Below are 23789 nucleotides of genomic sequence, written 5' to 3'. Positions count from 1 at the left end.
CGGTCCCAATCCGTATTCGAAAACCCATGTCGCCACCATGTGGACAAAATACGGCAAGGCCTGATTTCGTGACCGCCCGCCGCAAATAAAGGCACCGGGTGTTGTCATCCAGCAACGCCGCCTCTGGTTGCAGGCGCCGCAAGGCATGTCAACCTCCGGTTCCAGCCCCGGCCTTGGCGGACGCGAACAGCGCAACGGCGTTGGTGATGCTTTGTGCGGCCTTGCCGCGCCATTCCGCGTTAAGCAGTTGCGCCTCGTCCTTGGCATTCGAGAGATAGCCGAGTTCGACCAGCACGGATGGCACGTCCGGCGCTTTCAATACCTTGAAGCCCGCGGAACGCTGCGGATTGTTGATGAGACCGACGCTGGTCGACAGCTGGCCGACCAATGTGTGTGCGAAACTCATCGAGAAGGTGTGTGTCTCACGGCGGATCAGGTCGATCAGGATATCGGTCACTTCCTTGTTATCGTCCTTGATGACCATACCGGCGAACTGATCGGAGAGATTTTCTCGGTCGGCGAGCGCCTGCGCCTCGGGATCCGACGCCTTGTCGGAGACGGTATAGACGGTGGCGCCGCGGATGCCCTTGACGCTGATCGTGTCGGCATGGATCGAAATCAGCAGATCGGCCTCATGTTGGCGGGCAATGCGCACGCGGTCGTCCAGACGCAGATATTCATCGGTGTCACGGGTCATGAAGACATCATATTTGCCGATGGCCGCGAGCTTGTCGCGCAGTTCCGTGGCGAAGGCCAGCGTGACGTTCTTCTCGATGGTGCCGTTCAGACCCTCGGCGCCGCCGTCGACGCCGCCATGGCCGGGATCGATGACGACCGTGAAGCGGTGGCCGGGATTGGAGACCGGCCCGGTGCCAACCCGCCCGCCCTTGTCGGTCGAAACCGTCGAGCCGGTGGTCAGTGCCTGGTTGGCAAGGGCGGCGTCGAACTCCCGTTCGGAGGCCGCCGACATGTCGACGGCAATGCGGTAGCCGGTTCCGTCCTCATTCTTGAGCACATCCAGCTTGTCGACGGCGAACGGCCCCTTGCCGGTAAGGATCAGCCGCGAGACACCGTCGCCGAGTGCGCCCAGGCGCACGCCCTTGACCAGGCCGCGTGGCTTCAAATCCTTGGCGTCGATGGCCAGCCTGGTATTCGCCAGGTCGATGACCAGACGATTGGGTCCGCGCAGCAGGAACCATTTGATATCAGGCTCGCGATCGAAATCCATGACGATGCGCATCTTGGTGGCATCGCCCGCCATCTTGTAGCCCTTTGCCACCAGCGGCGCATCGGCGGCGTCGGCAACGGAAAAAAAGGCCTGGGAAATCACCACCAGCAGCGACAGACATAGAGCGGCAAGAATCCGACCGCCAACACGACATCCCTTGTCTGTGAAGTCCGCCAGTCCCATCTCTCTTCCAGTCGCTCCCGGTTTGGCGCCAGGCGCCCGCTCGTTTCGTCGAAGTGCCGGTTAGGCCGCGAACTCGATTAACGATTGGTATCCAGAGAAGGTTAACCAAGCCTTTTCACGCAAGGATTGGACCCCAGGCTTACGTTACGGAACTGCTTTTTGCCGGCATCGGAAATCGGGGTTGCCTTCCAACCCGCCAAATCATAAAAGCGATAGTGGATCACTGCAATCCTGGAACCGCCCTCCTCCGCAGCTTCCTGCTACAGGGTCAGATGAAAGGCGGCTCCTTTCGCTTCACGCGAAAAGGCTTCAGGTGATTGCGACGAATTTCGCAGGTGTGCTCCCGTGGCTGGGGAATCACCTGCGTGAGGAAAACGGCCGGGTTTGTCCCCGTGCCGGCTCTGTATGAGCAAACAAGCTGGTCCGGTTTCCGGGCTTTGGTTCAAAAGGTTCCGCTGGTGACGATGGCTTCAAGCGCAATCATGGAAAGGTCCGCATCAAACCGCGCCAGTATGGCAGCGGGCGGCACCGCCATGACACGCAGGCACCGTCCGGCGGACATTCAATTATCCGGCACCCACTCTCCAGACACACAGCAGCGGGCTTTGCCCCGCCAGCTGCGGCTGACGGCTGCCGGGGGGAAACGAAATAATGCCCAACAAAATGCTGATAGACGCCTCCCACCCGGAGGAAACACGCGTTGTCGTCGTACGCGGTAACCGTATCGAAGAATTCGACTTTGAATCCCAGGACAAGAAGCAGCTCAAAGGAAATATCTACCTCGCCCGCGTAACGCGCGTCGAACCCTCCCTTCAGGCAGCCTTTGTCGAATATGGCGGCAACCGTCACGGTTTTCTCGCCTTCAGTGAAATACACCCCGACTACTACCAGATCCCGGTCGCCGACCGTCAGGCACTGCTGCGCGCCGAAGCGCAGGAGGCCGAGGACGAAGAGGACGAGGATGGTGACGGCGATGACCGCCAGAGCCGCGATCGCGGTCGGCGCGGACGCCGGCGCGGCGGCAAGAGCCGCGAGCGCGGTGAGCACAAGCGCGATACCGGCGAGGCAGGCGAAGGCTCCGGCGAGCCAAGCGAAGGCGACGACAGCGGCGACATCGTTGTCGAGGAGATTTCACACACCTCCGAGATCATCGAACACGCAGCCGATACATCGGAACATTCCGAGCCCTCGGGGCATGCCGATACATCAGGCCATGATGAAGGTTCCGCCGATCAGGACGAAACCGAAACCCGCGAGGGTGGTCCGACATCGATCGCCGCCGCGGTCGAAGGCGATGTGATTTCCGAACCTGTCTCGCAGACGGAACAGGCCACTGAAACCACATCCAGCGACAATGATCGTGGCATGTTGGAGGAAGTACAGTCCTCGCATCCCGATGATCACGAGGTCGAATCGGTCGGCGCCGAGGACGCTCTGGAAGAAGTGCGCAACCGTCGCAAACCGGTGCGCCGCCAGTACAAGATCCAGGAAGTGATCAAGCGCCGGCAGATCCTGCTGGTTCAGGTCGTCAAAGAAGAGCGCGGCAACAAGGGTGCCGCACTCACCACCTATCTGTCGCTTGCCGGCCGCTATTCGGTGCTGATGCCGAACACGGCGCGCGGCGGCGGCATTTCGCGCAAGATCACCAGCGCGGTCGATCGCAAGCGCCTGAAGGAGGTCGTTGCCGATCTCGAAGTGCCGCAAGGCATGGGCGTCATACTGCGCACGGCCGGCGAGAGCCGTACCAAGGCCGAGATCAAGCGCGATTATGAATATCTGATGCGGCTGTGGGAAAACGTGCGCAATCTCACGCTCCAGTCCACCGCCCCTGCCCTCGTCTATGAAGAAGGCAGCCTGATCAAGCGTTCGGTGCGCGACCTCTATAACAAGGATATCGACGAGATCCTTGTCTCCGGCGAGGAAGGCTACCGCGAAGCCAAGGACTTCATGCGCATGCTGATGCCGAGCCACGCCAAGGTGGTTCAGCCGTTCCGCGACACGACGCCGATCTTCGTGCGCAACGGCATCGAGGCGCAGCTCGACCGCATGCTGCAGCCGCAGGTGACGCTGAAGAGCGGCGGCTACATCATCATCAACCAGACCGAGGCGCTGGTCGCTATCGACGTCAATTCGGGCCGCTCCACCAAGGAGCACTCGATCGAGGACACCGCGCTCCACACCAATCTGGAAGCGGCCGAAGAAGTTGCCCGTCAGCTCAGGCTGCGCGATCTCGCCGGCCTGATCGTCATCGACTTCATCGACATGGAGGAGAACCGCAACAACCGCTCCGTCGAGAAGCGGCTGAAGGATCACCTCAAGAACGACCGTGCGCGCATCCAGGTCGGCCGAATCTCGCATTTCGGCCTAATGGAGATGTCACGCCAGCGCATCCGCGCCAGCGTGCTGGAATCGACCATGAAGCCCTGCCCGCATTGCGGCGGCACCGGCCATGTCAGGTCCGATTCGTCGGTGGCGCTGATGGTGGTGCGGGCGATCGAGGAATTCCTGCTCAAGGATTCGCGCAGCCACATCACCGTGCGCACGCCGGCGGCAACCGCGCTCTACGTGCTCAACCACAAGCGCGGCACGCTGGTGGAACTGGAAAGCCGCTTCGGCCTGACCATCACCATCGAGGCCGACGATACGGTTGGCGCGCAGCACTACGCGATCTTCCGCGGCGCGCTGGCCGAGAAGCCCGAGGGTTTCGTCGAGGTCCGCAGCCTGCCGGCCTATGTCGAGCCTGAGGAGCCCGAGGACGAGATTGCCGTCGTCGAGGAAGACGATGAGGTCGTGGTCCAGGCCGAGCAGCCACGCCAGCAGCCGCAGCAGAACCAGCAGCCGCGGCCTGCCGGCAGCGAAGATGGCGAAGGCCGCGACCGCAAGCGTCGCAAGCGCCGCAGACGTCGCGGCGGCAGGGATCGCGACCGCGAGCATGGCGCTCCGGCGGACGGCTCATCCATCTCCACTCAGGCCGGCGATTTCGCCGGCGCGGCAGACGCGGCAGGCGATGACGATGGCGAACAGGACGATGCCGCCCCGATCGCTGCCAGCGCGTCCGACGAGGCGGTGCAGGCCGCGGATGACAGCCAGGGCAAGAAGCGCCGGCGCGGCAAGCGCGGCGGCAAGCGCAACCGTCGCGAAGACGGTGAAGGCGAGAGCGAGGCAAGCGCCGGCGAGGCGACCGAGGCTTCGGAAGCCGATGCTTCCGAAAGCGAGCCTGCCTCGATCGAACCGGTGGCTGTTGCCGCGGTGACGGAAGAACCGGTGGCCGCGGCGGGCGAAGAGGTGCCAAGCACCGAGAAGCCCAAGAAGCCGCGTCGCGCAGCCAAGCCGAAGAAGGCAGCCGCCGAAGCGGTCGCTGACACCGCTGTTGTCGAAGCGGCCGCAGAAGCGCCAGTCGAGCCTCCGGTGGCGGCTGCTGAAGAGGCGGTGGTTGCACCCGTTGCGCAAGAGTCTTCGAAGGCCCGGCCGTCACGACGCAAGCCGGCGGCCATCGACGCGCCCGTGGTGCCGGTGGTGTCCTCGACCGTCGCCGATGAGCCGGAAGCCAAGACCGAAGAAAAGCCGAAGCGCGCCGGCTGGTGGCAGCGGAAGGGCTTTTTCTAAGCATTTCAACTGGTTGAAGTGACTTTCTAATAAAAAAATCCCACGCCGATCGAAAGACGGCGCGGGATTTTTCACATTGCGCGTTCCAACAGGTGGCGACGCGCTGGCTAAGGCGCGAAGATCGACCAGTTCATCATCCTGGCCAGCTTTTCCAGCGCGATCGAACCCAGCTTGGAATTGCCGTTGGCGTTGAGGCCGGGCGACCACACCGCAAGCGACGCCACACCCGGCACACAGCCCAATATGCCGCCGCCGACGCCACTCTTGCCGGGTATGCCGACACGGAAGGCGAAATCGCCGGAGCCGTCATAGTGGCCGCAAGTCAGCATCATGGCGCCGATGCGCCGCGCCCGCTCCGCCGACACCACGGAATGGCCGGTCGCCGGGTTCTTGCCGCCATTGGCGAGGAAGCGGCCGGCCATCGCCAATTGCCGGCAACTCATGGCTATGGCGCAATGGTGGAAATAGACGCCCAGCGCCAGTTCCGGAGCATGATGAAGATTGCCGAAGGATTTCATGTAGTTGGCGAGCGCGAAGTTGCGATAGCCGGTGGCACGTTCGGACGCCGCGACCTCACGGTCGATGATGATGGTCTCGTCGTCGGCGAGAAACTGGATGAAGCGCAGGATCTCGCCGATCGCCTCGCGCGGCTGATGGCCGGCAAGCAGGATATCGGAAATGACGATGGCGCCTGCATTGATGAACGGATTGCGCGGGATGCCGTTCTCGTGCTCGAGTTGGACGATCGAGTTGAATGGGTTGCCCGAAGGCTCGCGCCCGACCCTTTTCCACAGCGCGTCGCCGACATTGCCGAGCGCCAGCGTCAAGGTGAACACCTTGGAGATGCTCTGTATCGAAAAAGCCTGGTCGGCATCGCCCGCCATCAGCACGCGGCCGTCATTGGTGACGGCGGCAATGCCGAATTTCCTCGGGTCGACCTTGCCCAATTGGGGAATGTAGGTGGCGACATCGCCGCGATCGGTGCGTTCGGCCATTTCGGCGGCGACTTCGGCCAATGCCTGCTCAAGTTTGGGAGCCTGTTCGAGTTCCGGCATCGGGGCTACCTCAACCAGCGTTCGATGCGCGCCATCGCCTCGACCATGTCGTCGTGGCTGCCGGCATAGGAAAACCGCATCGTGCGATGTCCGGCCTGGGTGTCGAAGTCGCGGCCGGGCGTCGCCGCGACATGCGCCTCGGCCAGCATCTTGCGCGCGAAGGCCATGCTGTCATTGCTGTGGCGGGTGACATCGCAAAACGCATAGAAGGCGCCGTCCATGGGCGCGGCCAGCGGGAAGCCGAGTTCCGGCAAGCGTTTCATCAGCAGTTCACGGTTCCAGGCATAGCGGCCCTTGATCGCTTCCAGCTCTTCGGTCGCGGCAAAGGCTTCGATAGCGGCGATCTGCGACAGTTCGGGGGGCGAAATGTAGAGGCTCTGGGCGATGCGTTCGACCGGCCGCACCAGCGCTTCCGGCAACACCATCCAGCCGATGCGCCAGCCGGTCATGCAATAGTATTTCGAGAAGGAATTGATCACCGTGACGCTGTTGCCGAAGGCAAGTGCGGTGGTGTCCGGCGCGCCATAGGCCAACCGGTGGTAGATCTCGTCGGAAATGACGGCGATGCCCAGTGCCTCCGCCGTATCGACCAGCGCTGACAGTTCGTCGGCCGGTATGACGGCACCGGTCGGGTTGGCGGGACTCGCGAAAAGCACACCCTTCAACGGCTTCTCGCGATGCGCGGCCTCCAGATGACCGGCATGCAGATAGGCTGCGTCGCCAAGTTCGATCTCGACCACATCGATGCCGAGTGCCGCCATGATGTTGCGATAAGCGGGGTAGCCGGGTGCCGCGATGGCAACGCGATCGCCCGGATCGAACATCGCCAGGAAGGCGAGATTGAACGCCGCCGACGAACCCGTGGTCACCGCGATCCGGGCGGGCTCGACTTCGAGCTGATAGTGATCCGCGTAATGCGCGGCGATCGCCTTGCGCAGGCCGGCCAGCCCCAGTGTGTCGGTGTAGCCGATGCGGCCGACCTGCAAGACTTCGGCCGCGGCGGCGCGAACCCGCGCGGGCGCCGGGTCGGACGGCTGGCCGACCGCCATGGAGATCACCGGCACGCCTTGCGCCTTCAGCCGGTTGGCTTCGGCCAGCACATCCATGGCGTGGAATGGTTCGACATTGCCACGACGCGAGAGTGAAACGACCATTTTATCCCTATCCCGACGGTTTGGCGCGCCACGCCCCCAAATACATGCGCCGCACAAATGCCCGATTGATGTGAGGATCACAAGTTGAGGAAGTTTTCCGGTGCCGACTTTTCATCTTTCGCCCGCTCGTCTACCAGTGGACACGTCATGTTGAGCCGACCCAGATCGACGATTGCCAGGATTGCGCGTGTTTTCACGACGCTTTCGCTTGGCCTTGCCGTTGGCGTGGCAAGTTCGGTCACCGCCTTCGCCCAGAGCGTTCCGGTGGTGCGAGATGCCGAGATCGAGGCTTTGGTGCGCGACTATGCGCGGCCGATCTTCAAGGCGGCAGGGCTGGCGAATGACGGCATCGACATCGTCCTGGTCAATGATTCCAGCTTCAACGCTTTCGTCACCGGGCGACGGCTGTTCATCAACACCGGCGCGCTGATGACGGCGGAAACACCCAACGAGATCATCGGTGTCATCGCGCACGAGGCCGGCCATATCGCCGGCGGCCACCAGCAGAAACTGCGTGACCAGCTCGAGCGCGCCAAGACGATGGCCATCATTGCGACCTTGCTCGGCGCGGGCGCGATGGTCGCTGGCGCGACCACCAACAGCCGCGGCCTTGCCGGCGCCGGCATGGGCGTGGCCGCCGGCGGCGGCGAGATGGCACAGCGCAGCATCCTCGCCTACCAGCGCACCGAGGAGATAACGGCCGACCGCTCCGCCATCACCTATCTCAACGCCACCGGCCAGTCCGGCATGGGCATGCTGAAGACGTTCCGGCGCTTCCAGACCGCGCTGTCGCTGTCGGGTGCGCAAGTCGATCCCTATCGGATCAGCCATCCGATGCCGCAGGAGCGCATCGCCAATCTCGAAGTGCTGGTGAAGCAGAGCCCCAATGTCGACAAGCCCGACCCGCCGGCCTTGCAGCAGCGCCATGACATGATGCGGGTGAAGATCGCCGTCTACATGGAAGGCCAGGCCACCGCCGCGCGGCTCATGCAAAAGATGAGAGGCAGCCTCGCCGGGCAGTATGGCGACGCCCAATCGACCTACCTCTACGGCGACATCGCCGGCGCACTCGCCAAGACCAATGCCCTGATCAAGGCGCAGCCGAAGAATGCCTATTTCCAGGAGTTGCGCGGCGACATCCTGATGAAGGCCAACAAGCCCAAGGACGCGGCGGAAGCCTACGCCAAGGCGGTCAGCCTCGATCCGGCGCGGTCCGGCTTGCTGCCTGTCTCGCTCGGCCAGGCGCTGATGGCGGTCGGCACGCCTGACTCGCTGAAAAAAGCCGTCGTGCAAATCAACAATGGCCTGGGACGCGACAAGGAAAATTCCGCCGGCTATCGCTACCTGGCGCAGGCTTATGGCGAGCTAGGTGACATACCGGGCGCCGAGCTTGCCACCGCGGAAGGTCATTTCTATTCCGGTAACTACAAGGATGCGAAGATCTTCGCCATGCGGGCGCAGCAGCAGATGAAGCGCGGCGAGCCGCGCTGGATACGCGCCCAGGACATCATAAACTACAAATCGTCAAACAAGATCTAGTGAACCTTCCGGTCACGCACTGCGACACAGCCGGACCAGGAAACAGGCAAAAGGAACGAGAACGATGAAAAAGGCACTGCTGCTGGGCACCACGGGGGTCGCTGTCGTCCTTGCCATGCTGGCTTTCGGTTTCGTGGCCGGCAGCCCACAGATGGCCAAGGCCGGTACGGCGCAGCCTGTCCAGACGATCGCCGATACCAAGATCGACCGTGCCGAGGTCGAGGGGATCATCCGTGACTATCTCCTGAAGAACCCCGAGGTGCTGCTCGAAGTGCAGGACGCGCTCGAGGCCAAGCAGAAGGAAGAGCAGCGCATCGCCTCGCTCGGCGTCATCAAGGGCGCCAAGGACCAGATCTTCAACTCCGCCTTCGACGGCGTCGTCGGCAATCCGAACGGAAAGGTGACGATCGTCGAGTTCTACGATTACAATTGCGGCTTCTGCAAACGCGCCATCGAGGACATGCGGGCGCTGACCAAATCCGATCCGGATCTGCGCTTCGTGCTCAAGGAATTCCCGATCCTCGGCCCGGATTCGCAGAAAGCGAGCGTCGTTTCGATGGCGTTCCACCTGATGATGCCGGAGAAGTACGGCGAGTTCCACAATGCGCTGCTCGGCGGCCAGGGACGCGCCACCGAGGCGGCCGCGATCAAGGTCGCGCTTTCGCTGGGCGCCGACGAGGCGACGCTGCGCGAGAAGATGAAGGATGCTTCGATCCCCGAGGCGTTCTCCAAGACCTACGATCTTGCCAACAAGCTGGCGATCACCGGAACGCCGTCCTACGTCGTCGGCAACGAGGTCGTGTTCGGGGCTCTCGGGCAGGACGTGTTGGCGGAAAAGATAAAGGCGGCGAAAGCCGCGCTTTGATCGGCCCGCGGTTTTCTTCACGGGCGCATTTCTGCCTGTTGTGGACAGTGAAAGAACGCACTTGCGCTCTTTTCGCGGACGACTATGCCCGGTATAGAGGCCCAGCGCGCCGGTTTGATACCGGCGCGGGAAAAGGTCGGTTTTTTTGAAAACGGTTTTCGTGCTGAACGGTCCCAATCTCAACGCGCTCGGCAAGCGCGAGCCGGGCATCTATGGCGGCAAGACGCTTGCCGCGATCGCCGACGACTGCAAGCAGGCCGGCGCGTCGCTCGGGCTCGAGATCGATTTCCGCCAGTCGAACCATGAGGGTGACCTTGTCGACTGGATCCAGGAAGCCGGCGACAAGGCTGCCGGCATCGTCATCAATCCAGGCGCCTACAGCCACACCTCGATCGCCATCCATGACGCCATCCGTTCCGTCGCACCGCTGCCGGTCGCCGAAGTTCACCTTTCCAACATCCATGCGCGGGAATCATTCCGCCACGTCTCCATGGTCGCGCCGGTCGCCGTCGGCATGATCTGTGGCTTTGGGCCGCTCGGCTACACGCTGGCGCTACAGGCGCTGGCCGCACGCCTATGACCGGCCAACAAACAGAAGGCTCGAAAATGTCGATAAAGAAGACCGGTGTTGACCAGCAACTGATCCGCGATCTGGCGGGCATACTGAACGACACCAACCTGACCGAGATCGAGGTTGAACTGGGCGACCTGAAGGTGCGCGTGTCGCGGCAGGCCCCTGCCGTCCATGCGATCGCGGCGCCCCAGCCCAGCTATGCGCCGGCAGCAGCCCAGCCCGCGGTCGCGGCCGGCCCGGCCACGGTCGACGTGTCGAAGAACGCGGTGGCCTCGCCAATGGTCGGCACCGCCTATCTGGCGCCGTCGCCCGACGCCAAGCCGTTCATCGAGGTCGGCCAGACGGTCAAGGAAGGCCAGACGCTGCTGATCATCGAGGCGATGAAGACGATGAACCAGATCCCCTCGCCGCGCGCCGGCACGGTAACGGCGATCCTGTTCGAGGATGCGACGCCGGTCGAATACGGCATGCCGCTCGTCGTGATCGAGTAGAGCGGGCCGGATGTTCCAGAAGATCCTCATCGCCAATCGCGGCGAAATCGCGCTTCGGGTGCTGCGCGCCTGCAAGGAACTCGGCATCCAGACGGTGGTGGTGCATTCGACCGCCGACGCCGACGCCATGCATGTGCGGCTTGCCGACGAGAGCGTCTGCATTGGCCCTCCGCCATCGCGCGACAGCTATCTCAACATCCATCAGATCGTCGCCGCCTGCGAGATCACCGGCGCCGACGCAGTGCACCCGGGTTACGGCTTCCTGTCGGAGAACGCCAAGTTCGCCGACATACTGGCCGCGCACAACATCACCTTTATCGGCCCGACCGGCGACCATATCCGCGTCATGGGCGACAAGATCGAGGCCAAGCGCACCGCCAAGCGCCTCGGCATCCCGGTCGTGCCCGGGTCCGACGGCGCGGTGACCGAGGAGAAGGAAGCCAAGCGAATTGCCGCCGAAATCGGCTATCCCGTGATCATCAAGGCCTCGGCCGGCGGTGGCGGGCGCGGCATGAAGGTCGCGCACTCCGAGGCCGACCTCGAGGTCGCCCTGCAGACGGCGCGCTCGGAAGCAGGCGCCGCTTTCGGCGACGACGCCGTCTACATCGAGAAGTATCTGCAGAAGCCGCGCCATATCGAAGTGCAGGTGTTCGGCGACGGCTTTGGCCGCGGCGTGCATTTCGGCGAGCGCGACTGTTCGCTGCAACGGCGCCACCAGAAAGTCTGGGAAGAGGCCAATTCGCCGGCGCTCAACGCCGAGGAACGGTCCCGCATCGGCGGCATCTGCGCCAAGGCCATTGCCGATCTCGGCTATTCCGGCGCCGGCACGATCGAGTTCCTCTACGAGAATGGCGAGTTCTATTTCATCGAGATGAACACACGCCTGCAGGTCGAGCATCCGGTGACGGAAGCAATCACCGGCATCGATCTCGTGCATGAGCAGATCCGCGTCGCTTCCGGCGGCGGCCTTTCCGTCAGGCAGGAAGACATCAAGTTCAATGGCCACGCCATCGAATGCCGCATCAATGCCGAGGATCCGCGCACCTTCACCCCCTCGCCCGGCACCATCACGCATTTCCACACGCCAGGCGGTCTCGGCATCCGAGTAGATTCCGGCGTCTATTCCGGCTACAAGATCCCGCCCTATTACGACAGCCTGATCGGCAAGCTGATCGTGCATGGGCGCAACCGCGTCGAATGCATGATGCGGCTGCGCCGGGCGCTGGATGAATTCGTCGTCGACGGTATCAAGACGACGTTGCCGCTGTTTCGCGATCTGGTCGGCAATGCCGACATCGCCAATGGCGACTATGACATCCACTGGCTGGAAAAATACCTGGCCAAGGAAGAGTAGTCCGGGGACGCGATGACCCGTCCCTACGCGCCCGGCTATCGCATCCCCACCGACCTTCTGCTCAAGGCCTACGCTTCGGGCGTCTTCCCGATGGCGGAAAGCGCCAGCGACCCAGAAGTGTTCTGGGTACGGCCGGAGACGCGCGGCATCATCCCGCTCGACGGGTTCCACACGCCCAAAAGCCTGAGGAAGACGGTCCGCAAAAACCCGTTCGACATCCGCTTCGACTTCGATTTCGAGGCGACGATCGACGGCTGCGCGGAAAAGCGGGAGGAAAGGCGCTCGACCTGGATCAACGCGCCGATCCGCGAGGCCTATGTGCAGTTGCATCGCATGGGCCACTGCCATTCGGTCGAGGCCTGGCATGAAGACAAGTTGGTCGGCGGCCTCTATGGCGTGTCGCTCGGACGGGTGTTCTTCGGCGAAAGCATGTTTTCCAAGGAGACGGATGCGTCGAAAATCTGCCTCGTGCATCTCGTCGAGCGCTTGAAGGCACGCGGCTTCGCTCTACTTGATACGCAATTCACCACCGAGCACCTCAAGCGCTTCGGGGCTGTCGACGTGCCACGCGGCAAGTATGAGAGAATGCTCGCCGATGCGTTGAAGGGCGAGGCGATCTTCTTTCCGTGACTGGGGAGCTTCGATGTCGAGCGAAAACCACCTTCGAGCGGATATGCGGCCAATTGTTCAAGCGCTGATCGAAAATGGCAGAGACGTCACAATGGGTCAGCTCAACCAACTGCTTCCCAAGCGCGAATTCAGTTCAGCCGAGATCGAAGACATAATGGCTGCTCTCTCCGAGCATGGAATACACATCACCGAGTGAACTATCCATCGGACCACCAGAGGATCAGCTCTTCGCTGCAGTCTCCAGCGGCGTCTGCGAATGGAACATCATCTTCCAGCCGTTGACGCGATGGACATAGCCGGTGCTGACCAGCGCGGCGTAGGGTTCGCCGTTCTCGCGTGTCGCATGCGCCTCGTAGGTCAGCATGACGATGTCGCTGCCAGGCTCGATTATTCCCTTGAGCTCGATATCGAGATCGCGCCAGCGGTTGGGTTTGGTCGCGGTCTTGGCCAAGTCGGCATTGTCCATGGCCTTCGCCATTCGCGGAAAGGCCACCAGGCATTCCGTATCGGCATTGGCGGCGTAATAGGCCGCATCGCCGGTCCAGAACCCTTTTTCAAGCTCCAGCAGTTCTTGTTTGCTGGCCGTGATTCGCTTGCTGTCCGACATCGAAATATCCTCCGGGCGCATCGATGCGCGGTCGTCTGTGGTCCAACGCATGGTGGCCACGACGGTTCCCAGGGATTAGTTGGTGCCTGACGTATCCGGTTCGGCGGGATCGGACTGTTCCGCATCCGGGCTGGCCGCAGGCTTGGCGGCGGCTGGTTCGGTCGCGGCCGGCTTCGAAGCGTCAGCCTTGGTGGTATCGGCCTTGGTGGCATCTGGCGCCGGCACATCGGACTTCTGTTTGCATTCCTTCAGCCAGACGTCATAGACGGCATGCTCGACAGCGTTGAGGCCCGGGCTTTCGGCGAACATCCAGCCGGTGAAGATGCGGCGGATCTTGCGGTCGAGCGTGATCTCGTCGACCTCGACGAAGGAATCGGTCTTCGGCTCCTCGTTCTGCGGCCGGGAATAGCAGACGCGCGGCGTCACCTGCAAAGCGCCGAACTGCACGGTCTCATCGATGTAGACGTCGAAGGTGATGATGCGGCCGGTGATCTTGTCGATGCCGGCGAACTCGGCGACCGGATTGGTGATGCGATCCGATCCCGCGGGCGCGGCCGGTGCGGGAGCGGCGGGTGTCGCCGGTGCGGGCGAAGCCGCAAAGGCCGCGGTGCTGACGACGAGGCCGGCGGCTAGCGTCAGACCGCCCGTCGATATCCGATTGAAAAAGCTCATATAGGGGTACCGGTGGTTCGCGCCCGGGTGATTCCGTCGATCGCCAAGGCTAGTCGCCGTTTTCTGATCAGCAAGCAGCTAAACACCAATTGTGGCGATAAAGGACCGGCCTGCACTTCGTGCTGAGACAAAGTCGGGGCGTCGTACAAGCCGGGGGCGTTACGACCCGGGCGTCCAAGCGTCGTAGTCACCGGTAACCTGCGGGCGATGCTGATTGGTCAGCACCGAGCCCTTCGGGCGGTAGGCCGCCGGCGTGCCGGTCAGATTGGGCTGATGCGGCTTCTGCCAGTCGCGCGGCTTGTAGTCCTCGCTGGCCGGAGCGAGATCGACGCGGTGGTGGATCCAGCCATGCCAGCCGGGCGGTATGGCCGAAGCTTCCGAATAGTTCCGGTAGATGACCCAGCGGCGCGTGCGACCTTCCGAATCGATGCCACCTTCGTAATAGACATTGCCGACCTCGTCCTGGCCGACCCTCTTGCCGTACCGCCAGGTGTGCAGACGTGTTCCCAGCGTCTGGCTGTTCCACCAGGTGAAAAACTGCGTCAGGAAAGTCTTCATCTCAGAGCCCTTTGCGCTGGCGGCGCCTGTTTCCTGCTTATGGCGTCAGGCCTTCGGGAAGGCAAGGGTTTTGCCACGGGGAGCGCGCAAATGGCGCGCCGGGGTACCGACACAGGCCTTTGATCCCGAGAGGCGACAGGATGTGCGCTTGCCAAGCCTTTCGGCTCTTTCTAAAGCTCAGCGCGCCCATGCGGATATCCAATCCAGCCATGGGCCGAGGGAGGTGACGATTGGCCACGAAACTGCCGACCACCGACATTCGCATCGGCACCGAGCTGATTCGCCGCCGCAAGGGCGGCATCCCGTTGGTCTGCCTGACCGCCTACACCTATCCAGTCGCCCGCCTGCTCGACCCGCATGTCGACCTGCTTCTGGTCGGCGACAGCGTCGCCATGGTCCTGCATGGTCACGAGACGACGCTCGGCGCCTCGCTGGAGATGATGGTCGCGCATGGGCAAGCGGTGATGCGCGGCTCGGCCAGGGCCTGCGTGGTCGTCGACATGCCGGCCGGCAGCTACGAGGATTCGGCGGCACAGGCCGTGGCCTGCGCGCAGCGCATCGTTGACGAGACCGGCTGCCAAGCGGTGAAGCTTGAAGGTGGCGTCGACATGGCCGGGCAGATTGCGGCAATCGTCGCCGCCGGCATTCCGGTCATGGGTCATATCGGCCTGCTGCCGCAATCGGTGGAGAAGGATGGCGGCTACAAGATCAAGGGCCGCACGGACGAGACTGTCGTGGCGCTTATGGCGGACGCGCGTGCCGTCGAAAAGGCCGGCGCGTTCTCCGTGGTCATCGAAGGCACCATCGAGGCGGTCGCCGCCGACATCACACGCCGCATCGCCATTCCAACCATCGGCATCGGCGCCAGCGGCGACTGCGATGGCCAGATCCTGGTCATCGACGACATGGTCGGGCTGACCGTCGATCGCGTGCCGAAATTCGTCAAGGAATATGCCGACCTGCGCGGCGTGATCGCGAACGCCGCCGAGCGCTACGCAGCGGAGGTGCGAGACCGGACTTTCCCCGGCCCTGGCCATGTCTTTTCGGGTTCAAAAGCCTCTTCGGGCTTAAACGGCGGGGACGAATCATGAGCCGTCCCGAGGTCGTCGACAGCGTCGCTGCACTTCGCGCGCAGGTCAGTGACTGGCGGCGCGACGGCCTGCGCGTCGCCATGGTGCCAACCATGGGCGCGCTGCATGAGGGTCATCTCTCCCTGATCAGGATCGCCAGGGAAAAAGCCGAGCGCTGCGTGGTGTCGATCTTCGTCAACCCGGCGCAGTTCGCGCCGAGCGAAGATCTCGACAAGTACCCGCGCCAGCTCGCCCGCGACCTCGACCTGCTGGCGACGGTCAAGGCCGATCTCGCTTTCACGCCGACGGTCGGCGCGATGTATCCCGCCGGCTTCGCCACCAGGATCTCGGTCGGCGGCCCGTCCGCCGGGCTCGAATCGGACTTCCGCCCCACCTTCTTCGAGGGCGTCGCCACCGTGGTGGCCAAGCTTTTTCTGCAGGCGACGCCTGACTGTGCGGTCTTTGGCGAGAAGGATTACCAGCAGCTTTGCGTCGTCAGACAGCTCTGCCGCGACCTCGACCTTCCCGTCGAGATCATCGGCGCCCCGACCATACGCGACGCGCATGGCCTGGCCATGTCATCACGCAACGCCTATCTCGACGAGGCTGAACTCGCTGTCGCTCGCCAGCTCAACGCGATCCTGCGCAGGGCGGCAGCCGCACTGGCGGCCGGCACGCACCAGGACGACGCAACTGGAGAAGCCGGCCGAGCCCTTATCGCTGCCGGCTTCCAGAAGATCGACTATGTCGAGGCCCGCGAAAGCCTGACGCTTGCGCCCTGGCGCCGCGACCACGCCGGGCGTGTGCTTGCCGCGGCCTGGCTTGGCAAGACGCGGCTCATCGACAATGTGGAAGTTCCCACCGTCTAGGTGACAATGCGGCGGTTTGCCGCCGCGCTAACTCTTTGTTTTGACGCAATTCCGGACGGAAAACCGCTCACACTTTTCCTGGAATTGCGCTAGCTCTCGCTCTTTCGTCCGCCGGTCCTGACGAGCAGTTGTCCCGCCACGATGCCAGCCACTCCGGCAAAGGCCTTCACAAGGGCATCGATGAGACGTGCGTGACGGCTGGGATCGATGATCTGAAGCAATTCCAGTATGCCTGCGGTCGCAACCACGAAGATCACGGCTTGATACAGGCGATTGGGGAAGCCGAGTGCCACGGCGAGGCCAAGCAACACATAAGCCAAGGCGCGCTCAACATTCGCATCGGCTATGTGCGGTCGCACCTGGATCGGCGACAAGGTTGCAAAAACGATGATGGCGAGCAGCGCCAGGGCTACAATGCGCGACAGTTTGGTCATGTCCCTGAATATCCGTCGTGAGCCGGCGCAGCAAATGCGACAATGACGCATGCCCGAATGGACCGATAGGGACTTCGCCGCCGATGCGGAGTCCCGTCGGTTATGCCGCGCCGGCTGGTACGACTGCGGCGGTTCGCCAGCGCTGATCCATATCCTCCTCGAGCCTATTCCTCCGTCGGCATATGCAGATACATCGACTGAATGCCGACCCGACCCGGACCGGTGAAGCGGTTGACGATGAAATTCATATTGGCGCCGAAGAAGCCGCTCGAAAGGCGGTCGATCTTGGTTTCCATCCTGACGGAGGCATCCTTGAACAGCCAGCCGCCCGGCTCGATGTCGATGGTCTCGCCGGCGGCAAGCGTCTTTTCGAAGACATTGCCGTAGCCATGCAGCCAGACGATGCCATCGCCGCCATCGCCGCGAAAGCGGTCGATGAAGAAGCCGCTCTGGCCGAACAGCATCGTCGCCAGGCCGCGCACACGCTCGAATGTGTAGTCGACATTGCCGGTGGCGGCGAGAAACTGGTGTTCGCGCACCTGGATCTCCTCGCCACGCCTGAGATGGATTGGCACGATGTGGCCGGGTCCATCACGGCTGAAGGCGATGATGCCCGCTCCCGACGCCTCGGTGACGAAGATCTGCATGCCGGCCATCATGCGCTTCAGGGCGCCTTTCAGCGATTTCAGGCCGATGGTGATGGTCGAGTTCTTCCACAACAGGATGTGATGCTCGAAATAGACCGGCATTTGCGTCACATCGACCGAAAGCACGGGCACCAGTTCGCCCGCTATGTGGTAGGTGACGCCACCAAAAGTTTCGTCCGACACCTGCGTCGGCATCAGTTCCGGCAAGCTTGGCATGGTTTCCCCCAGCGCTACCCGGCGTGCCGGTCCATTCCGGCTTCCGCGCGTTCAGCACCGACAGCTTTGGTGAGGAGCCCTCAGGCCGTCAAACGAAAACGGGCGCATGCGGCGCCGCTCGCGCGAAGGTGATCAAGAGAGGTCGACTTCGAAGGAATCAGCCGGCAAGAGGCCTGATGTAGACCAGTGTCGGCTCGCCGGAGGCACCCGCGTGCTCGCCGGCATCGCCGGATCGCACGAAGCCATTGGCTTCGTAGAAGGCGATGGCGCGGGCGTTTTGCGCCTCCACTTCCAGGCGGATGGCGCGGGCTTCCGGAAAACTCTCGATGATCTCGTCCAGCAACATGCCGCCGATGCCCCTGCCCTGCAGGGCTGGAAGCACGTAGAGCTGTTTCAGGACAACTTCTTCTCCGCCACCAATGCCCTCGGCAAAGGCAACGCCGCCAATACGCTTGCCGTCATCGGCGACGAGGAACTCGCTGTTCGGCTTGGTCAGCCGCGCCTTCAACGAGGCGATCGAGTGCCACGCATCGGTGATTTCGGTGACCCTGGCAGCGCCATAGAGCGCGTCATAGGTCGCGTGCCAGGTTTCAACCAACAGTGCGCGGATGGCAGCGAGATCGCGTTCGCCTGCGGTGCGGACGAACATGGCCTTACTCGATGCCGAGCTTGGCCTTGACGAGGTCGTTGACCGCCTGCGGGTTGGCCTTGCCGCCCGTCGCCTTCATCACCTGGCCGACGAACCAGCCGGCCATGGTCGGCTTGGCGCGCGCCTGTTCCACCTTGTCGGGATTGGCCGCGATCACCTCGTCGACCGCCTTCTCGATGGCGCCGGTGTCCGTGACCTGTTTCATACCACGGCTTTCGACCAGCTGGCGCGGGTCGCCGCCTTCATTCCAGACGATCTCGAACAGGTCCTTGGCGATCTTGCCCGAAATGGTGCCGTCCTTGATCAGGTCGATGATCGCGCCGAGCTGATCGGGCGAAACCGGCGCATTTTCAATGTCCTTGCCCACCTTGTTCAACTGGCCGAGGAGATCGTTGATGACCCAGTTTGCGGCGAGCTTGCCGTCACGGCCGGCGGCCACCTTCTCGAAATAATCGGCGACCGACTTTTCCGACACCAGGATCGAAGCGTCGTAGGTCGAGAGGCCAAGCGCGGAGATGAGCCGCGCCTTCTTGTCGTCGGGCAGTTCCGGCAGCCCTTTGGCCAAAGCATCGACATAGGCCTGATCGAATTCCAGCGGCAGCAGATCGGGATCGGGGAAATAGCGGTAATCGTGCGCTTCTTCCTTCGAGCGCATCGAGCGCGTCTCGCCCTTGACGGCATCGTACAGGCGCGTTTCCTGATCGATCTTGCCGCCGTCCTCGAGAATGGCGATCTGGCGGCGCGCCTCGAAGTCGATGGCCTGGCCGATGAAGCGGATCGAGTTCATGTTCTTGATCTCGCAGCGGGTGCCGAACTCGCCACCGGGCCGGCGTACCGAGACGTTGACGTCGGCGCGCAGCGAGCCTTCATCCATATTGCCGTCGCAGGTGCCGAGATAGCGCATGATGGTGCGCAGCTTGGTGACATAGGCCTTGGCCTCATCGCCCGAACGCAGGTCAGGCTTGGAGACGATCTCCATCAGAGCCACGCCGGAGCGGTTGAGGTCGACATAGGACATGGTCGGATGCTGATCGTGCATCGACTTGCCGGCATCCTGTTCCAGATGCAGCCGCTCGATGCCGACCTCGATGTCCTCGAATTCGCCCTGGCGGTCGGGGCCGACTGACACGATCACCGTGCCCTCGCCGACGATCGGCTGCTTGAACTGCGAGATCTGGTAGCCCTGCGGCAGGTCGGGATAAAAGTAGTTCTTCCGGTCGAAAACCGACTTGTGGTTGATCTGCGCCTTCAGCCCGAGACCGGTACGGATCGCCTGTTTGACGCACTCCTCGTTGATGACAGGCAGCATGCCGGGCATTGCCGCATCGACCAGGCTGACATTGGCGTTGGGGGCCGCACCGAAAGCGGTCGAAGCGCCGGAAAACAATTTTGCTTCCGAGATGACCTGCGCGTGCACTTCGAGACCGATGATGATTTCCCAGTCACCGGTGGCGCCGGGGATCAGGCGTTTTGCGTCGGGCGTGCGGGTATCGATCAGAGACATGGGGGCCTGCAAATTGGAAACTGCGGAATATGCAAAAATGCATATTTTGATGTGCATTCTCGCTAGTGCAAACCGCCAAAAGAGACAAGCGCAAAGCCGCAGGCTGGCCTTTTCAGCCGCTTTCGCCTATAGGACGCCCATCCCAATGGAGAGTGGATGTCCACTTACGCTCAGTCCCGGTAAGGCCCTGACCTCGTAGCGAGGCAGGGCAAGAAGACCTGAAACCCCGTGCCGCGAAGCTTTGCGGCGGCGGCTTTTTTCGTTTTCCCGGGAATTTCTCCTCATGGATATTTCGCGCACTGAACAGCGCATCCTGCACCTGCTTGCGCAGGGCGGACGCATTGAAATCGAAAAGAACCAGAAGAAACGGATCGCCTCCGTCAAATGCCTGACCCGCGATGGCTGGCACTATCCGGGCGTCGATCTCGACCTGTTTCGAAAGCTGAAACGCAAGAAGGCGGTTTCGTCGTCGGGTGGTGGCCCTTACCGCATCACCAGGCGCGGCCTCGAACTCGTCCGCTCCGAACTCGACAATCGATAGGCTACGGTTCCGCCGGCCGGGTTTCCGGCCGGCGGTTCCTTTCACCGCTCAGGCCGTGGCGATGTAGGCCCTGATCTCGTCCGCCTCGCGCTCGACATCCTCGATGCGGCGCTTGACCACGTCGCCGATGGAGACGATGCCATCGAGCAGGCCGTCCTTTTCCACCGGCAGATGGCGGAAACGGCCCCTGGTCATGATCTCCATCACCTCGTTGACGGTGTGGTTCTCGTTGCAGATCTTCACCTTCGGCGTCATTGCCGAACGCACGGCGATATCGAGCGCGGCGGCACCTTCCTTGGCGACAACCCGCACGATGTCGCGCTCCGACAGGATGCCGACAATCTTGTGATCGCCATTGGTGATGACCAGCGCGCCGATCTTGTGTTCGGCCAGGATGCGGATGGCTTCGCTGAGCTTTTCGTTCGGCCCGAGCGTCAACACGTCGTGGCCCTTCTTTTCCAGAATTGCCTTAACCGTCATGGCGTCCTCCTCTGCTTCGCCTGCCGGTTCCCTGCCCAGACCGGCTTTCACGTAAGAGTGAACATCGTGCGCCGTGATCGGTTGCATTTCAAGTGCGGTGGTCGGTGCTCTCCCATTCCGGCGGCTGCCATCGCCGATCGAACCAGCGCAAGCCGAAGAAGCCGGCGACGAAGCCGCCAATATGCGCCTCCCAGGCGATCTGCCCATCTGCTCCAGGCGCAAAGCCGAGCAGGCCGGTGGCGAGGTTGATGATCATCCACACGGCAAGGAAAATCACGACACCGCGCGAACGCAAGACAGTCGCGATCGGCAGCACAGGGCCGGCGAAGGCCGCCGTGCCGGCAGAGCGGTCGGTGCGGAAACCGAAACGCGCCGCAGCACCCATCATGCCCGATATGGCGCCGGAGGCGCCGACCAGCGGTGCCTCGCCATAGGGGTGCATGGCCCAGAACAGCGCGACGGAAGCCAGCCCGGTGACGGCGAAGAACAGAGCGAACCGGAGCCCGCCGAGGCGATTGGCCAACGGCGAACCAAACGCGGCGAGCCAGACCATGTTGATGGCGATATGGGCAAAGCCCCCATGCATGAAGGCATAGGTGAAGGGACGCGTGAACAGGAACCAGTCGAAGCCGTATTGCCCGGTATAGAGGACGGGAATGAAGGCTCCATCGTAGAGCAGCGTCATCTGCTGCGTGTCGTTCAGCACATATTGCTGCAGCAGGAAGACGGCCGCGCAAATGCCGATCACCGCCAGCACGATCGGCGGCAGGTTGAACACCGGTTCGCGCGCAGGCGGCGGCAGGCTTTCGGCCGGCTCGGCCTCGGTTGGATTTTGCTGTTCGCTCATCTGCAATCGCACTCGGTGCTGTTCGATCTGGCGAGCATCTAGATCACGGCCATTGGAACCGCAAACGGCGAATCGCCCCAGTGCGAATCAAAAAAGAAGCCGTCCAAGGTTTCCCCTGAACGGCCGGTCGAGCCCCCTGCTCCCCTAAAACTCTTGACTGAAGTGCTGCCGATCGTCGCGAAACGACCGCTTCTGGAGTGGTTTTGATGTGCCACAGGGCCTGCTTGGGAGCAACGTAAACCAGTTGTTAACCTTAACGCCCCCGACCCGTGAACAAGTGTTAACGACGCTGGCACGCTTCCTGCTCCGCAACGCATGTAGGTCATCGGAGGGCGCCCTTCTGTTCACCGATGGGACATCAGACGACAGAATGCGCGGAGCAGCATACCATGAACCAAAACGGATCGATCACGCTGTTCCATTATTGGAACCGCCTGCGTGACGGACGCCCCGCTCCGAAGCGTTCGGAAGTCGAGCCGGCCGATATCAAGTCGCTTTTGGCCGACACGTTCATCCTGGAAAGAGACACGCGCGGCCAACCCATCTTCCGCCTAGCCGGCACCAGGCTCTGCGCCTGTTATGGCCGCGAACTCAAGGGGTTCTCCTTCCCGTCGCTGTGGCGCGAGAAGGATCAGCGTCTGGTCTCACGGCTGATTCACGGGGTTTTCGACCAGAAATCGGTGGTGCTGATCAATTTCGAGGGCTTCAGTCGCAATGGCCGCTCCAACAAGTTCGAATTGCTTGCCTTGCCGCTCGACGGCGGCATCGAGAACCCGCGCTGCCTTGGCGTGATCAGTGCCGCGGAGAAGCCGTTCTGGCTGGGCGCCGACCCAATCACGGACGCAATGATCGATTCGATTCGTGTCATCGATCCGGAGAAAGAGATGCTCAACAACCGGCCGGCGATCGACGTTCCCTCGCTTGTTCCAGCCGAACTCGAGGCGCCCGATACGATCTCGGCGCTTGGCCGGGCGCGCCGCATCCGCCATCTCGTCGTCTTCGACGGCGGGCGCGAGGAATAGTTGATGATCGCACGGTCTCGCAGGCTCGTTTTTCCCCTTTGTTAACCCGCTTTGTTGTACTTCTGTGATGAAGTCCCTCGCATTGACGCGCGGGAATGCCAAACGGGGTGTAGGCAGTCATGAGGTCAGCGGCGGTCGACTACGCGCCGTCCCAAGCTGAAAGGCGTAACTTTCAGCGCGTCCGGGTCAAGATATACGGGCGATTCATGCTGGAAGACCGCACCGAGCATCCTTGCCAGGTTGTCGACATGTCGCCCGGTAATGTCGCGTTCCGCACCGATCGCATCGGCATGCCCGGTGAAAAGGTGATCGCCTATATCGACCATATCGGCCGCATCGAAGGCGTCGTTACGCGCACGCTGCAGGACGGCTTCGCCATGACGGTGATCGCGTCCGACCGCAAGAAAGACAAGCTGGCGGCGCAACTGACCTGGCTTGCCAACAAACACGAACTCGACCTGCCGGAAGACCGCCGCCACGAGCGCGTCGCGCCGCGCAACCCGACCAGCGTGCTGCAGCTCACCGATGGCCGCCAATACCAGTGCCGGATCATCGACCTGTCGCTGTCGGGCGCCGCGATCGAGATCGACGTGAAGCCGGCGATAGGCGTCCAAGTCATGCTCGGCACCATGCGCGGCCAGATCGTTCGTCATTTCGAGGATGGCGTCGCCATCGAATTCGCCGTCATCCAGCGCCCTGAGACGCTCGATTCTGAATTCAACACGCCACGCGCCTGACCGGGTCCAACGGACGCTGCAAGCAAACCGGCCCTGCGTGGCCGGTTTTTTGTTTCCGGGCGACAGCGATTTGTCCCTTTGCAAGTGGCCGGATTGTCTTCCAACAGGCAGGCTGCCATTCGAGGCGCCGGGCATGCGCTCCGATGCCAGCCCGGGCAATCCAAACAATTCAATACTCAAATGATTCAAATTTTATGTTTATTCTATTGGCGTTTTACTTAAAGTCTGCTTCGCGCTTTTGCGTCAAATAAATCCAG

General features: G+C 62.5%; 25 protein-coding genes. 13 read left to right on the top strand and 12 right to left on the bottom strand.

Annotated elements, in window-relative coordinates; all coding sequences use genetic code 11:
* Nucleotides 1–148: 148 nt before the first annotated feature.
* Nucleotides 149–1411 (bottom strand): N-acetylmuramoyl-L-alanine amidase, encoded by a 1263-nt coding sequence (locus tag D3242_RS23915; protein ID WP_019857911.1) that lies wholly within the window; start codon nt 1409–1411, stop codon nt 149–151.
* 651 nt (nt 1412–2062) lie between these two features.
* On the opposite strand from D3242_RS23915, the gene D3242_RS23910 reads away from it, so the two are divergent.
* A complete protein-coding gene (locus D3242_RS23910) occupies nt 2063–5017 on the top strand; it encodes an Rne/Rng family ribonuclease (RefSeq protein WP_064982843.1) in 2955 nt (984 codons plus the stop codon).
* A gap of 107 nt (nt 5018–5124) precedes the next feature.
* Here D3242_RS23910 and D3242_RS23905 read toward each other — a convergent pair whose 3' ends face one another.
* Both D3242_RS23905 and D3242_RS23900 read right to left on the bottom strand, forming a co-directional pair.
* Entirely contained in the window at nt 5125–6072 is a 948-nt protein-coding gene (locus tag D3242_RS23905) for a glutaminase (protein ID WP_064982841.1), read from the bottom strand.
* A gap of 5 nt (nt 6073–6077) precedes the next feature.
* Nucleotides 6078–7226, bottom strand: coding sequence for a pyridoxal phosphate-dependent aminotransferase (locus tag D3242_RS23900; RefSeq protein ID WP_038646566.1), 1149 nt, complete (start codon nt 7224–7226; stop codon nt 6078–6080).
* Between the two features lie 147 nt (nt 7227–7373).
* On the opposite strand from D3242_RS23900, the gene D3242_RS23895 reads away from it, so the two are divergent.
* From D3242_RS23895 to D3242_RS23865, 7 genes are all read left to right on the top strand, one after another.
* Nucleotides 7374–8765: a tetratricopeptide repeat protein gene (locus D3242_RS23895; protein WP_027046793.1), complete on the top strand. Its 1392-nt coding sequence runs from the start codon at nt 7374–7376 to the stop codon at nt 8763–8765.
* A 64-nt stretch (nt 8766–8829) separates the two neighbouring features.
* The gene (locus D3242_RS23890) at nt 8830–9630 is read left to right on the top strand and encodes a DsbA family protein (protein ID WP_019857905.1); all 801 of its coding nucleotides are present in this window, start codon (nt 8830–8832) and stop codon (nt 9628–9630) included.
* A gap of 145 nt (nt 9631–9775) precedes the next feature.
* Nucleotides 9776–10210 (top strand): type II 3-dehydroquinate dehydratase, encoded by a 435-nt coding sequence (gene aroQ, locus D3242_RS23885; protein WP_019857903.1) that lies wholly within the window; start codon nt 9776–9778, stop codon nt 10208–10210.
* A gap of 26 nt (nt 10211–10236) precedes the next feature.
* Entirely contained in the window at nt 10237–10695 is a 459-nt protein-coding gene (gene accB / locus D3242_RS23880) for an acetyl-CoA carboxylase biotin carboxyl carrier protein (RefSeq protein WP_038646562.1), read from the top strand.
* 10 nt (nt 10696–10705) lie between these two features.
* On the top strand, nt 10706–12049 hold the full coding sequence (gene accC, locus D3242_RS23875) for an acetyl-CoA carboxylase biotin carboxylase subunit (RefSeq protein WP_019857901.1): 1344 nt from the start codon (nt 10706–10708) through the stop codon (nt 12047–12049).
* 12 nt (nt 12050–12061) lie between these two features.
* Nucleotides 12062–12679, top strand: a complete 618-nt coding sequence (aat, locus tag D3242_RS23870; RefSeq protein WP_019857900.1) for a leucyl/phenylalanyl-tRNA--protein transferase — start codon at nt 12062–12064, stop codon at nt 12677–12679.
* 13 nt (nt 12680–12692) lie between these two features.
* Nucleotides 12693–12875 carry an RNA polymerase sigma factor region1.1 domain-containing protein gene (locus D3242_RS23865; protein WP_019857899.1) on the top strand — a complete coding sequence of 61 codons (183 nt, stop codon included), beginning with the start codon at nt 12693–12695 and terminating at the stop codon, nt 12873–12875.
* Nucleotides 12876–12899: 24 nt separating this feature from the next.
* On the opposite strand, the gene D3242_RS23860 is transcribed toward D3242_RS23865, so the two are convergent.
* The 3 genes from D3242_RS23860 to D3242_RS23850 all read right to left on the bottom strand — a co-directional run bounded on the left by D3242_RS23860 (nt 12900) and on the right by D3242_RS23850 (nt 14516).
* Nucleotides 12900–13286, bottom strand: a complete 387-nt coding sequence (locus tag D3242_RS23860) for a hypothetical protein (RefSeq protein ID WP_027046792.1) — start codon at nt 13284–13286, stop codon at nt 12900–12902.
* 75 nt (nt 13287–13361) lie between these two features.
* Nucleotides 13362–13958 carry a DUF2155 domain-containing protein gene (locus D3242_RS23855; RefSeq protein WP_019857896.1) on the bottom strand — a complete coding sequence of 199 codons (597 nt, stop codon included), beginning with the start codon at nt 13956–13958 and terminating at the stop codon, nt 13362–13364.
* Between the two features lie 159 nt (nt 13959–14117).
* Nucleotides 14118–14516: an NADH:ubiquinone oxidoreductase subunit NDUFA12 gene (locus D3242_RS23850; protein WP_010909204.1), complete on the bottom strand. Its 399-nt coding sequence runs from the start codon at nt 14514–14516 to the stop codon at nt 14118–14120.
* A 230-nt stretch (nt 14517–14746) separates the two neighbouring features.
* Here D3242_RS23850 and panB point away from each other — a divergent pair, with 230 nt between their 5' ends.
* Both panB and panC read left to right on the top strand, forming a co-directional pair.
* Nucleotides 14747–15607, top strand: a complete 861-nt coding sequence (gene panB, locus D3242_RS23845; protein WP_019857895.1) for a 3-methyl-2-oxobutanoate hydroxymethyltransferase — start codon at nt 14747–14749, stop codon at nt 15605–15607.
* Nucleotides 15604–16455, top strand: coding sequence for a pantoate--beta-alanine ligase (gene panC, locus D3242_RS23840; RefSeq protein ID WP_064982839.1), 852 nt, complete (start codon nt 15604–15606; stop codon nt 16453–16455). Before panB ends, panC begins: the two co-directional genes overlap by 4 nt.
* Before the next feature lie 89 nt (nt 16456–16544).
* Here panC and D3242_RS23835 read toward each other — a convergent pair whose 3' ends face one another.
* The 4 genes from D3242_RS23835 to gatB all read right to left on the bottom strand — a co-directional run bounded on the left by D3242_RS23835 (nt 16545) and on the right by gatB (nt 19905).
* Nucleotides 16545–16889 (bottom strand): hypothetical protein, encoded by a 345-nt coding sequence (locus D3242_RS23835; protein ID WP_019857893.1) that lies wholly within the window; start codon nt 16887–16889, stop codon nt 16545–16547.
* Between the two features lie 164 nt (nt 16890–17053).
* Nucleotides 17054–17752, bottom strand: coding sequence for an AIM24 family protein (locus D3242_RS23830; protein WP_019857892.1), 699 nt, complete (start codon nt 17750–17752; stop codon nt 17054–17056).
* 157 nt (nt 17753–17909) lie between these two features.
* Nucleotides 17910–18401: a GNAT family N-acetyltransferase gene (locus D3242_RS23825; RefSeq protein ID WP_064982838.1), complete on the bottom strand. Its 492-nt coding sequence runs from the start codon at nt 18399–18401 to the stop codon at nt 17910–17912.
* A 4-nt stretch (nt 18402–18405) separates the two neighbouring features.
* Nucleotides 18406–19905, bottom strand: a complete 1500-nt coding sequence (gatB, locus tag D3242_RS23820; RefSeq protein ID WP_064982836.1) for an Asp-tRNA(Asn)/Glu-tRNA(Gln) amidotransferase subunit GatB — start codon at nt 19903–19905, stop codon at nt 18406–18408.
* Nucleotides 19906–20188: 283 nt separating this feature from the next.
* On the opposite strand from gatB, the gene D3242_RS23815 reads away from it, so the two are divergent.
* On the top strand, nt 20189–20446 hold the full coding sequence (locus tag D3242_RS23815) for a YjhX family toxin (RefSeq protein ID WP_013895772.1): 258 nt from the start codon (nt 20189–20191) through the stop codon (nt 20444–20446).
* Between the two features lie 48 nt (nt 20447–20494).
* Here D3242_RS23815 and D3242_RS23810 read toward each other — a convergent pair whose 3' ends face one another.
* Together D3242_RS23810 and D3242_RS23805 are read right to left on the bottom strand one after the other, a co-directional pair.
* A complete protein-coding gene (locus tag D3242_RS23810) occupies nt 20495–20926 on the bottom strand; it encodes a CBS domain-containing protein (protein WP_010909196.1) in 432 nt (143 codons plus the stop codon).
* An 88-nt stretch (nt 20927–21014) separates the two neighbouring features.
* On the bottom strand, nt 21015–21773 hold the full coding sequence (locus D3242_RS23805) for a rhomboid family intramembrane serine protease (RefSeq protein WP_064982834.1): 759 nt from the start codon (nt 21771–21773) through the stop codon (nt 21015–21017).
* 389 nt (nt 21774–22162) lie between these two features.
* Between D3242_RS23805 and D3242_RS23800 the strand changes: the two genes are divergently transcribed.
* On the top strand, nt 22163–22795 hold the full coding sequence (locus tag D3242_RS23800) for a PAS domain-containing protein (RefSeq protein WP_064982833.1): 633 nt from the start codon (nt 22163–22165) through the stop codon (nt 22793–22795).
* A gap of 119 nt (nt 22796–22914) precedes the next feature.
* Nucleotides 22915–23532, top strand: a complete 618-nt coding sequence (locus tag D3242_RS23795; protein ID WP_010909193.1) for a PilZ domain-containing protein — start codon at nt 22915–22917, stop codon at nt 23530–23532.
* The last annotated feature ends 257 nt before the right edge of the window (nt 23533–23789 follow it).

This window comes from Mesorhizobium jarvisii, from assembly GCF_003601985.1.
GTDB classification, from domain to species: domain Bacteria; phylum Pseudomonadota; class Alphaproteobacteria; order Rhizobiales; family Rhizobiaceae; genus Mesorhizobium; species Mesorhizobium jarvisii.
This window is presented reverse-complemented; position numbering and strand designations above follow the sequence as displayed.